General features: G+C 69.1%; 15 protein-coding genes. 7 read left to right on the top strand and 8 right to left on the bottom strand.

Annotated elements, in window-relative coordinates; genetic code table 11:
* The 3 genes from WME83_RS01210 to WME83_RS01200 form a co-directional block, all read right to left on the bottom strand.
* A complete protein-coding gene (locus WME83_RS01210) occupies nucleotides 1-2,427 on the bottom strand; it encodes an RHS repeat-associated core domain-containing protein (protein ID WP_437317425.1) in 2,427 nt (808 codons plus the stop codon).
* A gap of 148 nt (nucleotides 2,428-2,575) precedes the next feature.
* On the bottom strand, nucleotides 2,576-3,814 hold the full coding sequence (locus tag WME83_RS01205) for a DUF6531 domain-containing protein (protein WP_437317424.1): 1,239 nt from the start codon (nucleotides 3,812-3,814) through the stop codon (nucleotides 2,576-2,578).
* A gap of 1,182 nt (nucleotides 3,815-4,996) precedes the next feature.
* Nucleotides 4,997-5,608 (bottom strand): TetR/AcrR family transcriptional regulator, encoded by a 612-nt coding sequence (locus tag WME83_RS01200; protein ID WP_437317423.1) that lies wholly within the window; start codon nucleotides 5,606-5,608, stop codon nucleotides 4,997-4,999.
* 61 nt (nucleotides 5,609-5,669) lie between these two features.
* Between WME83_RS01200 and WME83_RS01195 the strand changes: the two genes are divergently transcribed.
* Nucleotides 5,670-6,644, top strand: a complete 975-nt coding sequence (locus WME83_RS01195) for an aldo/keto reductase (RefSeq protein ID WP_437317422.1) — start codon at nucleotides 5,670-5,672, stop codon at nucleotides 6,642-6,644.
* A gap of 178 nt (nucleotides 6,645-6,822) precedes the next feature.
* Here the strand turns inward: WME83_RS01195 and WME83_RS01190 are convergent, their stop codons facing one another.
* On the bottom strand, nucleotides 6,823-7,572 hold the full coding sequence (locus WME83_RS01190; RefSeq protein ID WP_437317421.1) for a glutathione S-transferase: 750 nt from the start codon (nucleotides 7,570-7,572) through the stop codon (nucleotides 6,823-6,825).
* Between the two features lie 169 nt (nucleotides 7,573-7,741).
* Here WME83_RS01190 and WME83_RS01185 point away from each other — a divergent pair, with 169 nt between their 5' ends.
* Together WME83_RS01185 and WME83_RS01180 are read left to right on the top strand one after the other, a co-directional pair.
* A complete protein-coding gene (locus WME83_RS01185; RefSeq protein ID WP_437317420.1) occupies nucleotides 7,742-8,362 on the top strand; it encodes a glutathione S-transferase family protein in 621 nt (206 codons plus the stop codon).
* Nucleotides 8,363-8,790: 428 nt separating this feature from the next.
* Complete coding sequence (locus WME83_RS01180) at nucleotides 8,791-9,165, top strand: molecular chaperone DnaJ (RefSeq protein ID WP_437317419.1); 375 nt, start codon at nucleotides 8,791-8,793, stop codon at nucleotides 9,163-9,165.
* 116 nt (nucleotides 9,166-9,281) lie between these two features.
* On the opposite strand, the gene WME83_RS01175 is transcribed toward WME83_RS01180, so the two are convergent.
* Nucleotides 9,282-10,190, bottom strand: a complete 909-nt coding sequence (locus tag WME83_RS01175) for an NmrA/HSCARG family protein (protein WP_437322144.1) — start codon at nucleotides 10,188-10,190, stop codon at nucleotides 9,282-9,284.
* Between the two features lie 128 nt (nucleotides 10,191-10,318).
* On the opposite strand from WME83_RS01175, the gene WME83_RS01170 reads away from it, so the two are divergent.
* The 4 genes from WME83_RS01170 to tnpC all read left to right on the top strand — a co-directional run bounded on the left by WME83_RS01170 (nucleotide 10,319) and on the right by tnpC (nucleotide 13,933).
* Nucleotides 10,319-11,350 carry an AraC family transcriptional regulator gene (locus WME83_RS01170; RefSeq protein ID WP_437317418.1) on the top strand — a complete coding sequence of 344 codons (1,032 nt, stop codon included), beginning with the start codon at nucleotides 10,319-10,321 and terminating at the stop codon, nucleotides 11,348-11,350.
* Nucleotides 11,351-11,485: 135 nt separating this feature from the next.
* Entirely contained in the window at nucleotides 11,486-11,827 is a 342-nt protein-coding gene (tnpA, locus tag WME83_RS01165) for an IS66 family insertion sequence element accessory protein TnpA (RefSeq protein ID WP_437313094.1), read from the top strand.
* Nucleotides 11,824-12,195: an IS66 family insertion sequence element accessory protein TnpB gene (gene tnpB, locus WME83_RS01160; RefSeq protein WP_437313095.1), complete on the top strand. Its 372-nt coding sequence runs from the start codon at nucleotides 11,824-11,826 to the stop codon at nucleotides 12,193-12,195. Before tnpA ends, tnpB begins: the two co-directional genes overlap by 4 nt.
* Before the next feature lie 118 nt (nucleotides 12,196-12,313).
* Entirely contained in the window at nucleotides 12,314-13,933 is a 1,620-nt protein-coding gene (tnpC, locus tag WME83_RS01155; RefSeq protein WP_437313096.1) for an IS66 family transposase, read from the top strand.
* 402 nt (nucleotides 13,934-14,335) lie between these two features.
* Here tnpC and WME83_RS01150 read toward each other — a convergent pair whose 3' ends face one another.
* The 3 genes from WME83_RS01150 to WME83_RS01140 all read right to left on the bottom strand — a co-directional run bounded on the left by WME83_RS01150 (nucleotide 14,336) and on the right by WME83_RS01140 (nucleotide 17,308).
* Nucleotides 14,336-14,860 (bottom strand): hypothetical protein, encoded by a 525-nt coding sequence (locus WME83_RS01150; RefSeq protein ID WP_437317417.1) that lies wholly within the window; start codon nucleotides 14,858-14,860, stop codon nucleotides 14,336-14,338.
* A 33-nt stretch (nucleotides 14,861-14,893) separates the two neighbouring features.
* Nucleotides 14,894-15,580: a hypothetical protein gene (locus WME83_RS01145; RefSeq protein WP_437317416.1), complete on the bottom strand. Its 687-nt coding sequence runs from the start codon at nucleotides 15,578-15,580 to the stop codon at nucleotides 14,894-14,896.
* A gap of 732 nt (nucleotides 15,581-16,312) precedes the next feature.
* Complete coding sequence (locus WME83_RS01140; protein ID WP_437317415.1) at nucleotides 16,313-17,308, bottom strand: metal-dependent hydrolase; 996 nt, start codon at nucleotides 17,306-17,308, stop codon at nucleotides 16,313-16,315.
* Nucleotides 17,309-17,391: the final 83 nt, after the last annotated feature.

Genomic DNA, 17,391 nt, shown 5'->3' with positions numbered 1-17,391 from the left:
TCACACCGATCTCCCGTAGTTTTCGTGCCGCTGGTAGCTCACGCCCTCGGGAAGTGGGTCTTTGAGCCAGTTCGGATCCTTCGGGCTCGAGAAGTTCGTGCGCTCGCCGATCCCCCTCTTCGCCCCCTTCTTCCCGGTCAGCGCAGGGTAGCCTTCTTGGATCGTATCTGGTCTAGGGCCACCCCACTTCGAGTGCAGGTTCGCGAGGAGCTGGCTGCAATTGGGGCAGGGGGCGCGGTCGACGCCCTCTTGGCTCCCGTTCGCCGGATTGTGGGCGCTGATACTAGTGATTGAACCAAGACATTTCCGGATGTCTGCGTGATCCTGCGGATTGCTCGGATCGAGCGGCTTGCCGTCCCGGTTGTCCTTCTCCCATTTCTTTATGTAAGCCGTGAGCGCGCGGGGCTCCGCGCACGACGTTGGATCGGGACCGCCGGGATATTTACCGTTGACCTTGGGCGGGAGCGATTGCTTGACGATGTCGTGCAGGTCCGGGTTCGTCCCGCCTCCGATCTCCGCCGGAGACTCCTGACTACCTCTCGTGAAGGAGCCGGAGCTGCCGCTCACGGTCGAGAGCACCGGGTCGAGCCCATCGGGGTCGACCACGAGCAACGGCTCGTTGTTCGCGTAGCCGAACGGCCGCAGGCCGCCTTGGAGGCCAATCGGATCGGCGCTGATATACCGCCCGCTCTCCGCGTCGTAGTACCGATAGCGGTTGTAACACAGCCCGGTTTCCTCGTCTTCGTACTGGCCCGGGTAGCGCAGCGGCGTGGCGGCCAGGGCGCTCTCCTGTTGCTCGACGCCGCCCCACACCCGGGTGTCGAGCTGCGCGAGGACCTCGCCGTCGCCGCGGACGAGGGCGGCGGGCCGCTCCGTGCGATCGTTCACGTAATGAACCCACTCGGCCGCCGGGCTGCGCGAGCCATCAGGAATGGCGTCAACATGGGCCAGCGGGAAGACCGTTCCCGGCCGGAAGCAGTAGGTCCGTTGCTCCACGACGGGGGCGCCGGTCGCACCGGGCGATTCGTGGAGTTCGTGCACGAGCACGTCGCCATCCCAGACAAACCGAGTCAGCGACACGAGCCCGTCGCTCGCGACCGTGCGTTTGGCGACCCGACGCGCGAAGGGATCGTACACGAACTCGACGCTCTGCCCGTCCGGGTTCACGACATTGGAAAGAAGCCCGCGCGCGTCCCAGTGATATCTCCACACGCGTCGCTGCCCGTCAGATTCGGTGACGCGCCTCTCGACCAGGCGTCCATCACGGTCGTAGAGGAGCTCCGAACGCCCGCGCCGCACGAGCCTTCCTCCAAGCTCGTAGGTCCTTGGTTCTGCGCCCGCACCCTGCTCGAAGAGGTTTCCTGCCTCATCGTAAGCATAGACCTCGGCGCGCGCCTGCTCCGGGAGCTTGGAGAGGAGCTGTCCGGCTGGATCGTACGTGTAGATTATACGCCCCTTGGAGAGATCCCACTCCTCCAGAAGGTCGCCAGCTGCCGAGTACCGATAGGCATGTTCACTTGTGATCTTCAGCGGCAACGGACCGACCCACTCGGGCTGCCCGGGGCCAACCACGGGACCGCCGGATTGCTTGATCACGCGGCGTCGCTCGACGCGCCCGAGGGGGTCCACCTTCGTCTGGACCGCACCGCCGCCCGGGAGCACGCGCTCGGTCTCGAACCCCTGCGCATCCCAGCGGAATTCGATGGGATCGACTCCGCCGAGGAGCAGGCGCACCGGCTGGCCCATGGCGTCGTGCTCGACCGCCTCGCGGTACCCGAGGGAGGTGAGCTTCATCCGGCGCTTGCCGAGCGCGTCGTAGGCGCTGCTGACGACGTTCGTTGCGCCTCCGAAAATCTGCGTCTCGCGCGTCATTCGTCCGCGCTCATCGTAAGTAAACTCACACTCGACGGCATTGCTTGAGGCGGAGGTCATGCGGCCACAGGCATCGTATGCGAAGCTGTCCTTCGTTGCGTCCGAGTAGATGCGCTCGACGATGCGTCCGCAGGCGTCGTAGACGAACTCTGTCTTGTCACGGCTGTCGCTCTCGATCAGGGTGATTCGCCCGGCGACGTCCATCTGGTAGCGAACGTGCCGTCCATCGAAGGTTTGCTCCTCGACGATCCAGCCCGCTGAGTTCCGGACGATCCGGTGGCTCTCCCCTTTCTCATTGATGACGAGGGTGAGCGCCCCCTCGCGATCATAGCGATAGCGGATGCGCGATCCGTCCGGCTTTCGGAGCTCGTGCACCGCGCCGAGCCCGGCCCAGCGGAGCTCGTGGACGCGCCCGACGGGGTCGGTAAGGCGCTCGATCCGGCCGTCGGCATCGTAGGCGAACGAGTACTGACCACCGTCTGGAAGATGAACCGCGACGACCTCGCGCCGGGCGCTGTAGACATACCGGCGCTCATGCCCGCGTTCGTCCGTCATGGCGTGCACGCACCCCAGGTAGTCGTAGCGTATGCGCTTGAAGGCCCCGCTAGGCTCGATAATTTCGGTTGGATTGCCGTGCGCATCTCGGCGGATCCTCGTCACACCCCCGCTGGGTAGTGTGGCCTCCACGAGCAGGCCGCGATCATCATACGTGTAGATCCGTATAGGCGAGCAGGTTCCCGTACTGATCGTAGGAAGAAGTGTGAACGCCGACGCCCCAGGCGGCTTTGTCGATCTTGCCGAGTCCATTTCCGAAGTAGCGGCGCACCTGGCGTGAATCGATAACCTCGGTGTACCCGTCACCACCGTATTCGAGCTTGCAATGATGAACGCCCCTCGCTTCCGTCGTCCTGTCTGCCAGGAATGCCGGTACGTCGTCCGCGAGGCTTGGATCACGCGCACCCGGGTGCTCCCCCCACGTCTCGACGCAGCGCCCCTGTGCATCGTAACGATACACCACGCGCAGGCCCGCCGGATGCGTGTGAGACGTCATGAGATGTTCGGAGTACGAAAACCTCGATGCGTGCCCCTCTGCATCCGTCGCACAGACGAGGTCCCCAGCTGTATCGAAGGTGTACGTACGGTAGGCGATCCACCGGCCCTGCGAAGGGCTGTTCTTTACCTCGAATGCCGCGATGCGGCCGCCCTGGTGGCGGCGTACACGGACGACACGCTGCACGCTGTCGATGATCGACTCGAGTACGCCATCACGGTAGTTGAGCTTGATCGCATTTCCATTGCGGTCGATGATGCGGCTCAGTAGCAAGCGCTGACCCGGGTTGGGAGTGCCGGTGAATTCATGTCGTCGGCCGTCCGAGGTGATGAGGGTGTAGCCGGTCGCGTCGTGGAGAAGCAGGGCGCCATCCTCGAGCACGGTGGAGTCCCCGGCCTCAAGGCGGTGAGAGGAGAGGAAAGTTCCCTCAGGGCGCCACACACGAACCGAGCGGCGCCGCACTTCGACTTCCCACGCGAGCGAATGTGTCCACCCGAAGCCGAGGCCTACATCGCGGCTACGTGCTGTCGACGAGTACGCGCGGGTGATGATAAGCGGCAGAGGGCCAGGGAGCGCCAGGTCGACGACGGGCTCGGTGTAGACGCGACCGGTAACGATATCGACGGGGTCGCCCGCGGCAGCGCCGCCGCCCCCGCCGTGCACGGGGTTGGAGCAACCGGCACCTTTGCCTTGGCCGCAGCCGCTGGCGTTCTTGCCTCCGCCATTGGCCTCGTTGCCTCCGCTCTGCCCATTGGCCCCTTGCCCATTGGCCTGTCCGTTGCCACCCCGTCCATTTCCCCCTCCGCCCGCGCCGCCGCCGCCCATGATCCACACGCCGGGGTTCATGCCAGGAATCGCGGGGATGTTCGGGACGGGTGCGGTGCGCGCCATGGCGGTGATGATAACCCGATGGCGGCAGCTGTCAGCATCGGCACGAAGCTCGCTACGGAGAAAATAGCCGTCTCTCACACGACCGCGATGCGGCGTACCGCAAGGATTCGACGCCCCTGGTCGGTCCTCACCGGCCAGAGTGTCCGCAACCCCGCTTCGGGTGCAGCCCCGCCCCGGAGGAGCACCTCGCCGCCTCTTCGCCCGCGCCCTCACCTGCTCTCGGAGGTGGCCCCGATGAGCCCGATGAGCCGCGCCCCCGTCGACGCCCCCGCCGAGACGGCGGCCGAGCTGCCGACCGCGACCGAGGCCGCCCTCCTCGAGATGGTGCTCGGCCTACCCGGTGTCGGCCGCGCCGGGTCGCGTCGAACACCGCGACCTAGGTGCTCGGCGATGGCCCGCTGCGACGTCCAAGGCGGGAGGACTGCGACGGTCGAATTTTCGGCGCGTCGTTGAAGCGCTCGTAGGTGAGCATGCCGATTCGTGATCATGGGAGGGCTCGCGCCGGCAATCCAGGGCTCGATCCGCACGACGAACCATACCGAACTATGTTGCTCGCGTGATCGTGAGAGCTTGCGGCGCCCCCCACGCGCCCGAGCGACCCGGGCCAGCACGGGCCGCGGGCGCAGCGCAACGTGCTGCTGCGGGCCCTCGCCCCTCGCCCGGGCGGCACGTGAGGCCCGCCCCGGCCCTCCTCTGCCGGTCATCCCCGCGCTCCCGGTTCCGCACCCCATGAAAAATCAGCCGGCCACGGGCGAATTTCCGAAGGGCCGTCGGGTTCGCCACCATCCAAGGAGCCAGAGGGCGCCGCGCGCGGACGTTTCCCTTCGTAAACAGAATTTCTAAATCCTGTTCGCGCCCGAGCTCCCCGGCACACGCAACCACTTCCGACGGATTACCAGTCGACCTGCTGCAGGCTGCTCGCGCGTGAGCGCACGCGCCGATCCCCGCTTTGCGGTGCGATCACGACATCGAGCGGCGCGAAGCCTCGCCAGCCTCCCAAACGGCCTCGCGTCGGCCCGCCGCCGCGCCAGCGCTGCTGGAGCAGCCGTGCGCCGACACCGGCGCGCGCTCCCCGATGGCGGGTCCGCCGCAAACGCTGTTTCTCGCGCGAGGAGCCCGCGATTAGCCAACCGCTCGGCCTCCCCGGCGTCGGCCCGCGCATCCTCGGCACGGCCGCGGATCTCATCCTCGTCGCCGACCCACGCCTGCCCCCGGCCGATCACCGGACGCGCTGAGCACGCGCGACACGAGCGCGAGCAGCATCTCGCGCGCGCGGTCGCGGTCGACGCCCGGATCGCGCAGCCGGATCGCCTTGCTGCCGTCCAGCACGGCGAGCAGCAGGGTCGCGAGGTCCGCCGCCGGCAGCGTGCCGTCGACGAGGCCGGCGGCCTGTCCGCGCGCGATGGCGCTCGCGAGGAGCTGCTTCATCTCGGCGCTGTGGCGCTGGAGCCGATCCGCGATCGCGGCGTTGCGCTGCGACTCGGCGAGCAGGTCGAAGAGGAGGGACGGCCCCTTGCCGTCGTAGAGGTCGGCCACGAGCGCGGGGAGGTCGCGCGCCTCCTGCACGTCGCCCGACAGGTGCGCGGCCGCCTCGTCGAGCACGAGCTGGAAGAGGCCCTCGAGGATGGCCTCCTTGCTCGGGAAGTAGTGGTAGAGGTGCCCAGGGCTGACGCCCGCCTCGGCGCAGATGCTCGCGATGGAGGCCTGCACGCCCTCGGCGGCGAAGCGACGCAGGGCGGCGCGGAGGAGCTCGCGACGCTTCTTCTCGTGCTGGTCGGGGTTGACAGTGCGCATGCGGGGAACCATTGTTAGAGCGTTCGCTCTAACATTGATGGAGGGAGGTAGAACGATGCCCATGCTACCGCGCACGCACCTCGGCAAGAACGGTCCACTCGTCGGCGCGCTCGGCCTCGGCTGCGGCGGGATGTCGCCGAGCCGCGGCCCCGACAGCGACGCCGAGAGCATCGCCACGATCCAGGCGGCGCTCGACGCCGGGATGAGCCTCCTCAACACCGCCGATTTCTACGGCATGGGGCACAACGAGGCGCTCATCGGGCGCGCCATCGAAGGCCGGCGCGACCGGGCCTTCGTGAGCGTGAAGTTCGGCATGCTGCGCACCCCGGGCGGCAAGTTCCTCGGGATGGACGGCCGCCCGGCCACGGTGAAGACGTTCGCGGCCTACTCGCTCCAGCGCCTCGGCGTTGACGAGATCGACCTCTACCAGCCCGGGCGACCCGACCCCGACGTGCCCTTCGAGGAGACGATCGGCGCCATCGCCGACCTCGTGCGCGAGGGCAAAGTCCGTCACGTCGGCGTGTCCGAGGTCGGCGCAGAGCTCCTGCGCCGCGCGCACGCCGTGCACCCCATCGCCGCGCTCGAGATCGAGTACTCGCTCGCGTGCCGCTTCATCGAAGCAGAGATCTTGCCGACCGCGCGCGAGCTCGGGATCGGCATCGTCGCCTACCGCGTGCTCGCCGATGGGCTGCTCAGCGGCGCCACGGCGCCGAGCCCTGGCGCTCACTTCGTGGCGCCGCGGATGGAAGGACACGCGCTGGAGCAGAATGTCCGCGCCGCTCGCCCGCTCGTCGACATGGCCGCCCGGAAGCGCTGCACGCCAGCCCAGCTGGCCATCGCGTGGCTGCGCGCGCGCGGCGACGACATCGTGCCGATCGTCGGCATCCGCCGACGCGCGCGGCTCGACGAGAACCTCGCGGCGCTCGACGTGCGCGTCTCCGCGGACGAGCTCGCGCAGCTCGACGCTGCGTTCGCGCCGGGCGCGATCGTCGGCGATCGGTACCCCTCGTTCGTCATGAAGTACGCGGCGCGCTGAGCGACTCGGGTCGCGACCCCATGCCGGACCCCTTGGCGGAGCTCCCGGCCGCGCCGGCAGACCCTCATTGACCAGGCTTCAAGGGCGGTCGCGTCGTGACGTTCAGCCGGCCTGCGCCGTGCCGAAAGGATGTTTTGCGCGCTCCTCCTGGCCGGAACCGCGCGCCGCTACGTCACCTTCATCGTCTCTTCGACGGCGCCGGATCGAGCTCCGGATAGCGCCGGAAGATGCCGTCTTCGTTGAAGGGTATCCGCCGATCCGAGGCCAGGTAGGCCGCGATCCGCGGGCGCTCGGCCACGCGGTCGTGCAGCGCGACGAGCCCAGGGATCCTGGGCGCGAAGGCGGCCATGGCGTGCGGGAACGCGTAGCGGAGGCCCTCGATCACCTGGAACAACGAGAGATCCACGTAGGACATCGCGCCTCCCAGGAGGTGACGGCCGCCGTGGCGATCGAGGACGCGCTCGAAATAGCCGAGGAACTTGGGCATGCGCTCGGCGAGGAAGGCCTGGCTGCGGCGGAGGGCCTCGGGCTTCTGGTCCTCGTAATAGAGCTCGACGGAGATGGGGTGATGCGTGTCGTGCACCTCGGCGATCAGATCGGTGATGGTGAGCTGGAGCTGATGGGCGCCGAGCCTGCTCGCCTCGTCGTCCGGCGCGAGGCCGAGGCGCGGGCCGAGGTAGAAGAGGATGTTGGCCACCTGCGCGATCACGAGGTCGCCGGAGCGGAGGAACGGCGGCGCGAAGGGCTCGAGCGCGAGCGCGTGGCTCTTCATGAGCTTCTGCATGGCGGCGACGCCGCCGTGCTTCGCCGCGGGCAGGCGGGCGACATCGACATAAGGAGCGCCGGCGTCCTCGAGCGCGAGGCGCACGAATTCGCCGCGGCCCTGAATGCCCGGCCAGTAATACAGCTCGTACGTGGGCGCGTTCATGACGCATCATTCGCGCCGGCGATGGCCGCGGTCAATGGGCGCGCCGCCGAGCAGCCTCACGCTGGAGGTGGTGGCCGCCGAGGGAGCCGGGCGCGTCGTCGAGGCGAGGGCTCATGCGCGACGAACGAAGCCCCTTGCGGCTCGCGCGCGGCGGGGTTCTGCTCGCCGCATGTCCAACCTCAAATTCTATTACGCCCCCATGACGAGCGCAGACCGGGTGCACTGGGCGCTCGAGGAGCTCGGCGTCCCGTACGAGAAGGTCAAGCTCGACCTCGCGGCGGGCGATCAGCGCAAGCCCGAGTACCTCGCGCTCAACCCGAACGGCAAGGTCCCGCTGCTGGTCGTCGACGGGCAGCCGATCTTCGAGGGGCTCGCGATCCTGCTCTACCTCGGCGAGCGCTACGGCGTGGACAAGGGCCTCTTCCCGCCGCTCGGCGCCGACCGCGCGGAGGCGTTCAAGTGGATGGCCTGGGCCAACGTCACGCTGTACGAGGCGACGACGCGGCTCCTGCGCAACACCCTGGAGCGCTTCCCGGCCGACGAGCGCAACCCCAAGGTCGCCGAGGGCGCGAAGCAGGACCTCGCGGACGGGATCGGGATCCTCGACCGCGCGCTCGAGGGCAAGGAGTACCTCGTGGGCAACCAGTTCTCGCTCGCCGACGTGGCGATCGTGACGGCCCTGCCGTTCCTGGCCCGCTTCGGCGTGGACCTCTCGCCGTTCGCGAACGTGAACGCGTGGATCGCCCGCTGCACGAGCCGTCCCGCGGCCAAGCGGGTCAGGCCGGGCTGACGTCTCCGCCTCAGCCATGGCGCTTGCGGAGCATCACCAGGAGAGCCGGGCCGCCGATCAGCGCAGTCACCGCGCCGACGGGCGGCTCGGTGCCGAGGGGCGGGCAAGACGCGCGGCAGGCGCACCTCGACGACATGGCGCGGATGGTCGAGCTCGGCCCTGGCCTCAAAGCTCGAGGCAAACCTTCCCAAAGTGCCTTTGGGATTCATCGTACCTGAAGGCGTCGGCGATTCCCTGCCTTTTGCCGAACGTGGGCGCGGGTGCGCTGCCTCGCTGTTCCCCTGGCCACAGCTCGCGCCGCAGCGCGTGCGGCGAACCACGCACAAAAAGGAGGACCGCCCCAGGCGAGGCTCCCACGAGCCACGCTCGCGTGTATGCTCTCGGCATGAAGGACCCGAAGCACCTACCCCGACCGGAGGGCCTGGCTCATGTCTAGTGAATCCTGCGGCGTCTGTGGCGGCGACGGCCGCATCGCCAACTCGTTCTCCGGCAGCACCGCCACCTGCCCCGGCTGCCACGGCACCGGCCGGCGCTCGGACGACCCCCGCTTCCGCGACGTCACCAAGACGAAACCTTCCCACTTCCGGCAGCCGAACAAGACGGCGGCCGTCGAGAAGCCGCAGGGACCCGCGTCGCTGGAGGGCATCCATCTCGCCAGGGAGGTGAACGCGGCTGCGCATCTCTCCAGCGGGACGAAGGCCAAGCTCACGCTCGAGATCATCGAGCATGAGGCCACCCACGGAAAGTGCACGCAGACCTTCATCAAGAAGGTCCGCAAACAGCTCCGTCCGCCCGGATCGTGATGGTCGGTGCTGAGGTGCGGCTGCTCGGCTTGCCGCAAGCCATTCAGGAGCGCGAACGCTACAGCGTCGCCTGAATCGTTCGACACGACGGCTACCGAAAGCCTCCGGGCTGAGCGTCACACACGGTGGTGTCGAAGCCAGGTCTCGAAGTCGGTGAGCGGAATCCCGAGCGCCCGCGCCGCCTCGGGGGTGGCCGGGCTGCCGTACTGGTTCAGCCGCGCGTGCGGGCGCGCGATCATGGGCATGAGACCCCGGGCGATGGCCTCGTCGGCCGTGAGCGACGGAGCTTCGATGGGAATGCGGAGCGCGCGGGACAGGGCACGGGCGATCTCCCGCATCGTCAGCCGTTCGCTGGCGAGCTCTAGCTCGACGCCGTGAAACCGTGACGGCTCCTGGACAGCGGCCGCGGCCGCTGCCCCGATGTCCTGCACGGCAACGACGGCCAGCTCCGTGTCAGGCGCGATCGTGGTGAGCAGGCGGTCCCCCGTCCCCCCCTCGAACATGATGGAAGGGCGGACGAAGTTCTCCATGAAGAAGGCCGGCTTGATGAGGGTCCAGAAGCGGAATCCGGCATTCTTCACCAGCTCTTCGGTGTACGCCTTGCTCTCCCAATAATTGCGGATGGCGCCCCGCTCGAGCTCCCAGCCCGGCGCTCGCCGGTGGTGCGCGCCGGCGCCGGACACCGACGTATGGATGAACTGCGGCACGCCGGCCGCCCGGGCTGCCTCGACGAGGTTCTTCCCCTGCACGCGCTCGGAGTCCGACTCCATGTCGGCCATGTTCGGGTGCTGCACGGAGAACACCGCCCGCGCTCCCTCGCAGGCGACGCGCAGCGAGCCGGGGTCGTCGAAATCGCCCCGCGCGAGGACCGCGCCGCGAGCGCGCAACGCGATCGCAGGGGCCGCGCCAGGGTCACGAACGAGCGCACGCACGGGGACACCTCGCTCGAGCAGCGCAGCGGCGACGGCTCCGCCTTGCCTGCCAGTCGCGCCGGTGACCAGCACCGGCTCGGTGGTCGCTTCGATGGACATGAGTTATCCTTCCTGAGGCGAATGAAGGCCTCGAATCACCCCTCAACGATGCGGCGCCCCAGCGGAGACGACCAGTCGAGCGCGTCCACGTTGCTTGCGAAATCGTCCAGCCGGGGCCGCTCGTGGATCCGCTGAGCGAGCTCCTTTCCTCGGTGCGAGCGAGGGCGGCGTCGTGGGCCCGCCTCGACGCGAGGGCGCCGTGGGGCGTCGCGCTTCGAGGTAGGCCCTCGGCCTTCTGCATCCACCACGTGGTAAGCGGCGCGGCCTGGCTCTCGACCGAGGACGACGGCGACGCGCTCGCCCTGACGACCGGTGATGTCGCCGTGGTGCCGCACGGCCGGGCGCATTCGCTCCGGGATCGCAGAGGCACGCCGGTGGTCGCTCTCGAAGAGCTGCCCGGGGTCCGCGCGAGCGGCGACGCTCGCGTGTGGCACCTGACCCTGGGCGGAGCGGGGACCGAGACGCGGGTCACGTCGGCGCTCGTCGAGCTCGAGGATCCGTTCTCCGTCCCGATCGTGTCGTCGTTGCCGCCCCTGTTCCGGCTCGCGGGTGCGGGCGCGGGTCAGACATCGCTCGGGGAGCACCTCCGCCTCCTCGCGCGCGAGATCGAGTCGAGGCCGTTCGGCGCCGATCTCGCGCTCGCCCGCATGGCAGACGTGCTGTTCGTCCACGTGATGCGGGCGTACGTCGAGACGCTCGGCGACGAGCCTTCGCACTCGTGTCGATCCCTCGAGCTGGTGAGCGCGCTGCGCGACCCGGGCGTGGCCACGGCCATGGGTCTGATGAGCCGGCGACCGGAGCATCCGTGGACGGTCGCCTCGCTCGCCGAGGAGGTCGGGCTGTCGCGGTCTGCCTTCGCGGCGCGCTTCACGAGCCTCGTGGGCGAGCCGCCGCTCGGCTTCCTCACGCGGATGCGCATGCAGAAGGCGACGATGCTGCTGCGCGAAGGCGCGACGCTCGCGCTCACCTCTCAGCTCACCGGTTACGCGTCGGAAGCCTCGTTCGGCCACGCGTTCCGGCAGTGGTCGGGCATGTCGCCGGGGGCCTACCGTCGCCAGCAGCAGCAGCACGCGCGCCAGAGCGATCTTCGCGCTGAGCCAGGCGCTCGGCCCCGAGCCGAGGATCCGCCAGCTCGACGAGCCTCGAGGGCGTGAGGCGCGGATGCGCGCGCCCATGGCATCGGCGGGCTCGCGCGGCAGCCGACCGACCGAGCCGCTGGTACGCGTTCGGTGACCCACATGCTGTTTTGGAGCCTCGGTGCTGCGTAGAAACCGGCGCCGGAGGTGTGGATGGACGAGAGCAGACGCATCTGGCGCGACCGGGTGGCGCGCTGGCACAAGAGCGGGCACTCCGCCCGCGTGTTCGCGGAGCAGGAGGGGGTCAGCGCCGGCACGCTGTACTCCTGGAGCCGCCGGCTGGGCATGAAGCGGAGCGAGTACCGGCAGCGCTCGGATAAGGCGACGCTGCCTGCGTTGCTCCCTGTGGTGGTCGCCGCATCGGGCGCGACGGCGCCCTCGCCGGGCGCGGCGCTGGAGATCGTCCTGCCAGACGGCGCGGTCGTGCGCGTGCCGCCGACGTTCGACGAGGACACGCTGGCGCGCGTCGTTCGTGCGCTCGGGGGCTCGCGATGATCCCGGGCCGCGTCTCGATCTACGTCGCCACCGAGCCGCTGGACCTACGGCGGTCGTTTGATGGCCTCGCCGCCGTCGTGCGCGAGGTGCTGCGACAGGATCCGCTCTCCGGAGCGCTGTTTCTGTTCTTCAACCGGGCAGCCGACCGTTGCAAGGCTCTGTGGTGGGACCGCAGCGGGTACTGCCTGCTTTACAAACGTCTAGAGCGCGGGACCTTCCGAGCCCCGCGTGCGGTCACGCCGGGAGCCACGAGCGTCGTCATCGACGCGGCCGAGCTCGGGAAGATCCTCGAGGGCATCGCGCTTGCGCCGACGAAGCTGCGGCGCGAGGTCCGCCTCGCCGAGGCTGCACCGGCTCCAGCCCCCTGAGCTCACCTGAGCTTCGCGCACTGCCGGGCAGCGCACGCGCTGCATTCCGGCGAGAGCCACTTCTTTTCCTACGACAACCCCCTTCAAAAAGCAAGAAGTCACGAGTACTTAGCGCCTCGTGGGCAAGTCGCTCGAAGAGCAGATTCATGACCTGAAGGACAGGCTGGCGCGCGCCGCGCACGAGCGCGACGAGTACCGCAAGCTCTACGAGCTCGCCAGCATCGAGCTGGAGCGGCTTCGCCGGCACATCTTCGGCCAGAAGGCCGAGCACGTCGACCCCGGGCAGATGCAGCTGGCCTTCGACGCCATCGTGCAGATGCTCGCGGGCGCAGGGGCGCCGACGGGCGCAGCGGCGCCAGCCGACGCGGACGCGCCAAGCTCGCCTGAAGGCGGCGGTGCGGCGCCAGCAGGCGCATCCGGTGGCGGCGGCAAGGGGCGCAGGACTACCCCGCACGGACGGCAGAAGCTGCCCGAGCACCTGCCCATCGAGCGGATCGAGCTTCTCCCGCCCGAGATGCGCGACGAGCGCGCCGCCGCGATGGTCCGCATCGGCGAAGAGGTGTCCGAGACGCTGGAGTGGCGGCCCGCGAGCTTCGTGCGGCTGCAGATCGTGCGGCCCAAGTTTGCCAAACAGGGCGAGCCGGAAGCGGGCGTGGTCATCGCGGAGGTGGCCGACAGTCCCGTCCCCCGGTCGCTCGCCGGACCAGGGCTGCTCGCGCACGTGCTGGTGAGCAAATACGGCGACCACCTGCCGCTGCATCGGCAGGAGAAGATCTTCGAGCGCCAAGGGGTGCACCTGGCGCGCTCGACGCTCTGCGGCTGGGTCAGCTCGTGCGCCGAGGTGCTGGGCCATCTGGTCGCCGCCATGGCGAAAGACGCGCTCTCCGCGCATTGCATCGCCATCGACGCCACCGGGGTGCTCGTGCAGGCGAAGGACAAGTGCCGGCGCGGTCACTTCTGGGTGCTCGTCGCAGACCGCGACCACGTGCTGTTTCGCTTCACGCCGCGTCACAACCAGGATGGTCCCAAGGAGTTTCTCCGCGGGTACAAGGGTTACGTCCAGGCCGACGCATCGAGCGTCTACGAGGAGCTGTTTCGGACCGAGCAGGTCACAGAGGTGGGCTGCTGGGCGCATTGCCGGCGGCGCTTCTTTGAAGCGATGTCGTCGGACCGGGAGCGCGCGATGGCGGCTCTCGGCTTCATTCACCAGCTCTTCGCCATCGACAAGGCCACCAAGGACCTGGCTCCCAGCCGCCGCACCGAGCAGCGCCGCAGCAGCGCCCAGCCCGTGCTCGATGCCTTCCGCGCCTGGCTCGACAAGGAGGAGCTGCTCGTGCTGCCCAGGAGCCCCATCGCCGGAGCCATCGGGTATGCGCGCAACCAGTGGACTGCGCTCACCCGTTTCCTCGAGGACGGGCGGCTTCGCTTGGATAACAACCGCAGCGAGCTCGAGCTCCGCAGGGAGGCCCTCGGTCGGAAGAACTGGATTTTCGTGGGCAGTGACGACGGAGCGGAGTGGAACGCCACCATCGTGTCCTTGATCGCCTCCTGCGCGTTGCACCAGCTCGACCCCTGGGCCTACCTGCGCGACGTGCTGATCCTGCTGCCGGGCTGGCCGCGCGATCGGGTCATCGAGCTCGCTCCCAAGTCCTGGAAGCAGACCCTCGAGAACACCGACGCTCGGCAGCGGCTCGCTGCCAGCCCGTGGACGTGGGCGCCAGCCACGCTGGCCGCGTGAGCGCTGCGGCGCCTGCTCTGCGCTACGGGTGACCTCCGGCGGCGTCGCGCTGGCCGTGGGCGGCGCTCGCCGGCGTTGCCGCGGGGGTGAGGCATCTCCGCCGTCCGCCGCGGTGCGTGGCGTGCAGCCGACCTTTTGCTGCTCAGGCTCCGCAGCAGGGGCGTTCGGTCTGCCGGCGCGCCGCCTCCGCATGCCGACGTCGCCAGCCGCGCGCTCCTCGGCCTCCGCCTCGAGTCCCTTCCGTCTGGTCTCGCCGCTGGTCACGCCGCCCTGCCGTCGCTCTCGCATCGCACGGCAAGCCTATGTCCCCGGTCTGCTCGGCGTCAGGATGGGCTCTACCGAACGCATACAGCCGCTGTCGTCGAGCAGCGCGGCCGGGCGGCTGCTCGGGTCAGCGCATCATCACTGTTCGTCGATGGTCAATGCGGTGATGTACGACTTGCCGATCGGGATCGAACAAGACACGCTCGTGAAGTAGGTACCGCCGTGCGAGATGTCGTTGATCCGGACGTAACCAGCGCCCGTCCAGGAGCCTGGTGAGCTGGCGCAGCCCCCGGCCGTGCTGCAACCATACTTCGTGTCGGCCCAAACGACCGTGGACCAGTCGTCAGCGACCTCGTAAGCGGTGCACAGGAAGTCCCCGGCCGCGCCCGACACGAGGCCCTTGTCCTCGTAGTAGACCCACAAATCGTCGTTCGTATCCAAGCTGTTGTCCTGACCGACCGCGCAGGTGACCCACGCGTGAACGGTCGTATGCATATTTTTTACCGCGCCATAGGGGTCGTATTGCAGGACCATGGAGCCGTCCTCAGGGGAGCAAGCGGCAGCGGGCGCGAACGATTCGTCGCCCGCGCTTGCCGGGACCGACGTGAGGGCGACCATCGCTGCCGCGGCGGTCGCGAGGGAGAGCTTCGATGTGGGCATCATGTTCTGGATCTCCTGTTGCTGAAGGACGAGGTTCTATCGGGCGGAGAGAGCTTCGTTGAGGCCCGGGAACGATTCACCGGCCCTCGACAAGAAGAGCGTCGTCTGGTACCCCCCATCGGGACCCGGGTGCCGGCGCATCACGACTTGCCCGCCGAACCCCGGCGGGTTTGCCTTCTTCACGGCCGTCAACAAGTCCATATGCGCTCGAGCCTGCTCGTGGGAGACGACCACCGCGCACAGCGAGCCGCCGCAGCGCACGGATTCCAGCACCGGTGCGTCCTCCAGGGTCCCCAGCGTGGCTCGAACGCCATTCTCCACGCTGGCCGTCCAGCCGCGGTCCGGAGCCTCTCCGTCGAGACGCGCGCGCAGCTCCTCCTCGTAAGCGGCCATCGCTGCGCGTTGCCGGCTCCTCAGCCCGGGCTCGGTGGGTCGTCGCGATGTCTCCAGCTCCGTCTCGCTGCTGGACGCCGGCTCCTCCGGGCGAGCCTCCGCCAGCGTGCGTTGCACCGCCGAGCGCGTCAGCGAGGCCTCGCGGCGCATGCGCGTGTTCTCGGCTTCGAGAGCGGCGACACGCTGCAGCAATTCGTCTGCAACACGACCTTGCTCTCCCGCTGCGCGGAGCTCGTCAGCGCTGTCCGCCGGGCTGCGCGACGAGAGCCACCAGAGCACGAGACCCGAGCTCAGCAACAGCGGCAGAGCCATCCACCACAGTCTTTTCATCGCATCCTCCAGACTCTCACGTACGAGTGCGCCCCCGATCGTGGTGACGCGAGCTCAGCGTCGCTCCCCCGCTCCGCGACGCTCCTGAAGCGCGAGGTGGCGCTACAGACCCTCTGCCACGCACCGGACCGGTCTCGGCAGCTGGCTGTCCCTGAACTACAAACAACCCAGGACTTCGCTCCGGGCCGTCGTACTAGGGGGCCATCCCCGGTCCCACTCCCTCGCTCCGTCTCCGATTACGATTTTCGAGCTTCGATCAGGTGAGTACCACTACATCCCGAGCCACGCAAGAGGGCCTGCGCGCCGTGGCGCGGGCGATGGGCGGACCGATGCCGTCTTCTGGGGCTCAGGATTAGGAGAGTTCGGCGACACGACCTTTTTGCAGCGGAGCGACGATTGCGACCGGTCTCGCGCGACTTCGAGCTTCGGATCGCATTCGGCCCAGATCGCATTGGCACGACCGGCCAGCAACTCGTGCGGCGCGATGTATCCGATAACGCTGTGCAATCGCGCGCCGTCGGAGAGAGAGAAAAGAAATTTCAAACACAGAGGCACAGCGGACGCAGAGGAGAGAGCAAGAAATGAACTCTTTTTCTTCTTCCTCTCTGTGCCCTCTGTGCCTCTGTGGTTTGTCTTCTTTTGTTCTCGGGCCCTCTGGGTTGGCGATGGAGGCCTCTGGTGAATGCAAGAGGCGACGCGCGTCGGTTTGATGCTATTGGCAGGCGCGAGGGGCTACCGCCGCCAGCGGTCGAGGAGCTCGCGGGCGGAGCCGCCGCGCTCGAGGCGGGCGCGCGTCACCGCGCCGTCGGGGGCGATGTCGACGATGAACTCGAGCGTCGGGTCGCCGCGCAGGTGGTAGCGGAGGTCGGCGACGCGCACGGTGGTCCCGCCGTCGCCGGCGGGGGCGTGGCGGACCACGGGGAAGCGAGCCCAGGCGAGCGCCTCACGCACCGTCGGGATGGCGGCGACACGGGCGGGCACGGGGCCGCTCGGCGCGCGCGCGACCCGGCGCTCCTCGGTCGGCGCGCCGCCGAGCAGGTCGACCGTGCCGGCGGCGTACGCGTCCTCGTGCGTCGCGATGAAGCGCCACGTCGTCACGCCGAGCATCGCGGGGAACACGGCGACGTGCCGCGCTTCGGGGTGGGCGGCGGCGACGCGGGCGACGAGGACCTGCTGCGTCGCGATCCGGCCGCCGACGTACGCGGCGGCGACGGCGGCGCCGACGAGGATCGCGCGCCGCCAGCGCGCCCGCCGGCGCCACGCGACGAGCGCGCCGAGGGCGAGCGGCAGCGTGACCAGCGGGTCGAGCACGCCGGTCCAGTCGAGCGTCAGGCGCGCGTCCGAGAACGGGAGGAGCAGCCGCGTCCCCCACCCGGTCCAGAGATCCGGCAAGAGGTGCGCGAGGGCGACCGAGAGGACGCTGAACGCGTAGACCGGGGCGAACCGAGCTCGCCGCCGCAGGACGAGCCAGGCGACCCCGGCCGCCACCGCCGCCCCCACCGGCGCGAACAGGAGCGCGTGCGACGGGCCGCGGTGCGCGCGCAGGGTGCGCAGCACCGCGTCCCCTGCCGGCCAGAAATAGTCGAGATCCGGCAGCTCGGCGGCGATCACGCACGAGAGCAGCACGGCGCGGTCGGTCGGCGACGCGCGCCCCTCGCCGGGCCTGACGTCGGGGCGACGCGTTGCGCCGACCGCCAGCCCGAGGAGCCCGTGCGTGAGCGTATCCATGACGGTCGTCAGCTACCCCATGGCCCCGAGCGAGCGCAAGGCCGCGACCCGCTCGGCGTCACCCGGGCGAGCTCTGCGGTCTT

This window comes from Sorangium sp. So ce385 (assembly GCF_051474135.1).
Classification (GTDB): domain Bacteria; phylum Myxococcota_A; class Polyangia; order Polyangiales; family Polyangiaceae; genus Sorangium; species Sorangium cellulosum_D.
The sequence above is the reverse complement of the archived record's forward strand: the minus strand, read 5'-3'. Positions and strand labels throughout refer to the sequence as shown.